Here is a 5120-nt window from a genome sequence, read left to right as displayed (position 1 = left end):
GCTGCAGCCGCCGCCAGCCGCGGTCGATGCGCCGGCGCGCATCGTCGACACGGCGCAGACCCTCGTCCCAGCCGACCAGACCGTTGCGCACCCGGAAGGTGGTGTCGACCACGTCCAGGCCGTACGCGTCGGACACGGTCTTGAGCAGGCGCAGGCCGATCAGGCCGTCGTCCTGCAAGGCGTGCAGGGTCTTGCGTGCCCGGTATTGTTCGACCTCGTCGATGACCAGCACGCTGGCGCCGGTCAGCAGGAACAGGCCGAACAAGCCCCACAGTTGGTGGCGCACGCTGATCCGGTCGAGCCAGGCCAGCATCGCCGCCTCAATGCTCGGGCCGGCGCCAGCGGCCCAGCAAGGCCGGCAGTTCCGCGCCGGGCACGGCATCGCCGATCAGCCGGCCTTGGGCAATGGCGCAGCCCAGATCGGCCAGCATCTGCCAGTCCTCGACCGTTTCTACGCCCTCGGCGACCGCGTCCAGGCCGAGTTTGCGCGCCAGGTCCAGGCTGGCCTCGACCACCGCGCGCTGGCGCGGCTGGTGGGCGGCGCCGGCGACGAATTCCTGATCGATCTTGAGTTCGGTGAACGGCACCTGCGACAGCTGCGACAGCGACGACCAGCCGGTGCCGAAGTCGTCGATCGACAGGCCGAAGCCCTTCAGCCGCAACCGCGCCAGCACGCCCAGGCCGCGCGCGGCATCGGCGATCAGCGAGCTCTCGGTCAGCTCCAGCACCACTTCGCCGGGCTCGACGCCGGCCGCGCGGACGATGCGCTGGTAGCGGTCGGCCGCGCCGGCGTCGTCGAGCGCGGTCGCCGGCACGTTGACCGACAGCTTCAGGCGCAGGCCCTGGCGTTCCCACTGCCGTTTCCAGGTGCAGGCGCCGGCGAGGATGCGTTCGGTCAGGGTGTCGAGCAACTGCAGTTCTTCCAGCACCGGCATGAAGTGCTGCGGCATGACCACGCGGCCGTCGCCGCGGCGCCAGCGCGCCAGCGCCTCGACGCCGATCACGCGGCCGTTGCCGAGCTCGACCTGGGGCTGGAACCAGGGCTGGATGTCGCCGCTATCGAGCGCGGCGCGCGCGCTGTCGGGGCTGATCTCGCCGGGGTCCTCGTCGGCGTCGGCGGCGACGGCTTGGTCCAGGCCGGCCAGGGCCTGGGCCAGCTTGGCCCGGGTCAGCGGCTTGGGCACCGCTTCCAGCACGTGCAGGCCGCAGGCGCGGGCCATGGTCTGCACGGTATGCAGCAACGCCGCGTCGAGCGCGCTGGCGACCAGCACCGAGCGCGCCAGGTGCTCATGGGCGAGGTGGTCGATGAATTCGATGCCGTCCATGCCGGGCATGTCGAGATCGACCACGACCACATCGGGCGCTTGCGGCAACGCGCGCAGCAGACGCAGTGCGGAGACCCCGTCGCCGGCTTCGTGCAGGCGGGCGATGCCCAGTTCGGCCAGCAGACGCAGGGCCATGCGGCGCTGGAAGCCGTGGTCTTCGACTACCAGTACGCTCAAGGCCGATAGCGACATGCGATCCCTCGGCTGCGTGCGCAGCGGCGGACCGACGTCCCGGGGGCGGACATCCGGCCGCGAAGGCCGACTGTAGCCGGGTCTGCGGACGAGCGCAGGGCGCGGCGACGAACGGTCGCCGATCAGATTACGCGCCGCACGGCGGCGGCGCGTGAAACCTGGCCGGTGGCGGAGCCGGGCGCGAGGGCCCGGCCCGGCCACTCAGGGCCAGCGCGGCGGGTTGGCGGCCCAGGCCTGCTGCACTTCGGCCAGGGTGGCGCGCTCGGCGTCGCGCCAGTCCGGCAGCAGCTCGGCGTAGCGCGAGGTGCCGCGCCACAGGTCCGGCTCGGTGCGCACGGCGGCGGCGTACCACTGCAGCGCTTCGTCCTTGCGCCCCAGCTGCCACAGCGCCACGGCGAAGGTCGGCGGCATCCAGGCGGCGCTGACGCTGCGCGCATTGTGCAGCACCGTCCACTGCTTGAACGCGTCTTCGTAGGCGCCGGCGCGGTACAGGTCCCAGCCGTAGTTCCAGTTGATCGCGCGCCACAGGCTGCTGCCGCTGTCGACATCGCGGAACGCGCGCGCGTAGAGCTGGCGGCCGAGTTCGGCGCGGCCGGCGTCCATCGCCAGATGGCCGAGCTGGGCCGCTTCGGCCGGCGCGTTGGCCTTGCGTTCGAGGATCTTGGCCAGGCGTTCCATCGCCGCTTCGCCGGTTTCGCGCAGCGCGATCACCGGCTTGGTGGTCTGTCCGTCGACGTCGAAATAGAACTCGACCGGCTTGGACAGGGTCTGGGCGCCGGCAGCGCCGGACACGAGGGCCGCGGCAAGCGCCGCCGCCAACAACGAGTTGCGGATGAGCATGTAGATCGAATCCCCCTGGCTACCCGTACATGCTAACCGCTGCACAGCACAATCCATGAACGAGCGCACATAATTCTTTGACATAAACTGGCCGCCGGCCTGCTTCAGGCCGGCGGATTCGCGTATTTGCGCGCCGCGGCCGCGATCAGCCGCCCGGTCGCAGCAGCACCCGGTCCAGCGCCCACAACGGGTCGTGGCTGCCGCTGGCGAAGACCAGGCACAGGTTGTGGCGGCCGCTGAGCTTGGGCAGCGGCGCCCGCAGCTCGCTGATGCCGGCCGAACCGCGCGCCGGCGCCAGCGGCAGGCGCGCCACCGGTTCGCTCTTGCAGTCGTCCAGCCGCACTTCCAACGCGCCGCCGAGTTCGGCCTTGCGGGTCACGATGTTCTTGGTGTCGTGCCAGAGCTGGAAGTTGTAGGGCAGTTGGCCGACCCGGACCTCGATCTGGCCGACCCCGTCCAGCGCGGCGTTGGGATAGATCCAGCACGGGTCGATCAGGTTGACGGTCAACGCAGCGCGCTCGCCGTCGGCGCGGCCGTCGCGCGCGGCATCGTCCTCCACGCGCAGGTTGTAGCCCTCGCGGCAGGGCGTCAGCGCGGCGCTGCCGAGCGCGCCGAATTCGGCCGCGTCGGCGATCCGGTAGCGGCGCGGCGCCGATACCGGCTGCGTGTCGAAGAACGTGGTCGCGACCAGATCCAGCGGCGCCTTGGCCGGCAGCGGCGCGGCATAGACCGGCGAACTCGCGTCCGGCTCGCGTCCGTCGGTGCGGTAGCGGATCTGGCCGAAGCCGGTCTGGTTGGACAGGCGGATCTGCGGCGCCGCGCCGGGTTCGCCGGCGAGTTCGAACTTGACCGCATAGGCGGCGTCGCTGGCGCCGACCTTCTGCGCCCGATAGCGCGCCAACTGCGGCACCAGGCGGCGCTGGAAATCGTTCCAGTCGCGGCCGGCCTGCGGCGACCACACGACTTCGGCCAACGCGTCCAGGCGCGGATACAGCGCCAGCTCGACCCGGTCGAAGCCGCGCTTGTGCTCGCTCCACAGATTGGCCTGGGCGCCGATCACGCGCTTGGCCTGTTCGCCCTGGAGCTCCTGCGGAATCACCTCGAAGCCGTAGAAATCCTGCAGCGTGCTGACCGGATAGCGGCCGCTGGGCTCGTCGTCGCGATCGCTCTGCGCGTAATCGAGATACAGCTTGCGGTCCGGCGACAGGATCACGTCGTGGCCTTCGCGCGCGGCTTCGACCGCGCCTGCGGTGCCGCGCCAGGACATCACCGTCGCGCTCGCCGGCAGCTTGCCGCCTTCCAGGATCTCGTCCCAGCCGACCAGCACGCGCTGGCGCGTCTCCAGGTGCTTGCCGATCCGGCCGACGAACCAGCTCTGCAGCGCCATCTCGTCCTTCAGCCCCAGCGCTCGGATCTTGGCCTGCACCGCGGGCGAGGCGATCCACTGGTCCTTGGCCGCTTCGTCGCCGCCGATGTGGATGTACTTGGACGGAAACAGTCCTGCGACTTCGTCGAGCACGTTCTGCAGGAACTCGAAGGTCGGTTCGTCGACCCCGTACAGATAGGTGTGCACGCCCCAGTCCGGCGATACCGGCGGCGCCTGCTTCAACACGTCGCGCACGCCGAGTTCGGGATAGGCGGCGATCGCCGCCTGCGCGTGGCCGGGCATTTCGATCTCCGGCACTACGGCGATGTGGCGCGCGGCGGCGTAGGCGACCACCTCGCGGATCTGCGCCTGGGTGTAGAAACCGCAGTACGGCCGCGGCGTGCCGTCCTCGCCGCGGCCGGCGGCGCCGGCGGGAATGCGGCAGCCGCCGACTTCGGTCAGGCGCGGGTAGCGCTGGATCTGGATCCGCCAGCCCTGGTCGTCGGTGAGGTGCCAGTGGAAGGTGTTGAGCTTGTGCAGCGCCATCTGGTCGATGATCGACTTGACCTCCTCGACGCTGCGGAAATGGCGCGCGACGTCGAGCATCAGCCCGCGCCAGGCGAAGCGCGGCGCATCCTCGATGCGTTGCGCGGCGATCGCGGTCGGACCCTGGCCGGGGGCCGCGGTGGCCAATTGCCACAGACTGACCGCGCCGTAGAACAGGCCGGCGGCGGCGCGCGCGCGCACCCGCACGCCGTCGGCGCGGATGTCCAGCGCATACGCCTCCTCGCCGGCCGGCGCAGCCGGATCGATGGCGAACGACACCGCGCCTGCGGCGGGCTGGGCGGCGGCGTCGATCGCCGGAGCGAAGCCGCGCGCGCGCTGCATGCGCGCGGCGAAGTCTTCGGCCACCGTGCGCGCGGCCGCGTCGCCGGCGGCGACGCTGAGCCGGGTCTGCGGGCCGAGCACGAAGCGGCCCTGGCCCGGCACCATCTGCGCCGGCCGCGGAATCAGCGCGCTGGGATGCGCGGCGACGGCGGCCGCCGCGTCGGCCGGCGCCGCGGCATCGGGCTTGGTCGCGGCGGGCGTTTTCGGATCGGCACCGGTGCAGGCGGCCAGCGTCAGGCTCAGCGCGGTGGCGGCGGTGCGGGTCCAGGCAGTGCGTGTCTTCATCGGCTCAGAGTCCTTGCTGCGCCGCCGCGCGGCCGCAGCGGCGCGAGCGGGCGATGGGTGGCGTGAACGAAACGGTCGGGCGATGCGCGAGCGCGTCGTCGTCGGTGCGGCCGTCACCGATAACGCAGACCGCGCGGGAAAAGGCCGCCGCGCGGCACCGCGCCGCGCGATCGGCCGAAAACGCAAAACGCCGGCGCGGGGCCGGCGTCCTGCGGCGGCCGGCG

The 5120-nt window shown here is 71.8% G+C and carries 5 protein-coding genes; all 5 read right to left on the bottom strand.

Going from position 1 to position 5120, the window contains the following annotated elements; all coding sequences use genetic code 11:
- A partial coding sequence (locus TX83_RS23095; protein WP_222423696.1) for a hypothetical protein occupies nt 1-313 on the bottom strand: 313 nt, incomplete at its 3' end.
- A gap of 7 nt (nt 314-320) precedes the next feature.
- Entirely contained in the window at nt 321-1517 is a 1197-nt protein-coding gene (locus tag TX83_RS00405) for an EAL domain-containing response regulator (RefSeq protein ID WP_075574906.1), read from the bottom strand.
- Between the two features lie 201 nt (nt 1518-1718).
- Nucleotides 1719-2357, bottom strand: a complete 639-nt coding sequence (locus TX83_RS00400) for a hypothetical protein (RefSeq protein WP_064745927.1) — start codon at nt 2355-2357, stop codon at nt 1719-1721.
- Nucleotides 2358-2502: 145 nt separating this feature from the next.
- The gene (locus tag TX83_RS00395; RefSeq protein WP_079247964.1) at nt 2503-4896 is read right to left on the bottom strand and encodes a family 20 glycosylhydrolase; all 2394 of its coding nucleotides are present in this window, start codon (nt 4894-4896) and stop codon (nt 2503-2505) included.
- 4 nt (nt 4897-4900) lie between these two features.
- A partial coding sequence (locus TX83_RS23090) for a hypothetical protein (RefSeq protein WP_186442476.1) occupies nt 4901-5120 on the bottom strand: 220 nt, incomplete at its 5' end.

The organism is Lysobacter antibioticus HS124 (assembly GCF_000336385.2).
In the GTDB taxonomy this organism is placed as follows: domain Bacteria; phylum Pseudomonadota; class Gammaproteobacteria; order Xanthomonadales; family Xanthomonadaceae; genus Lysobacter; species Lysobacter firmicutimachus.
Note: the sequence above shows the minus strand (reverse complement) of the source record. Positions and strands in the feature narration are given on the sequence as shown.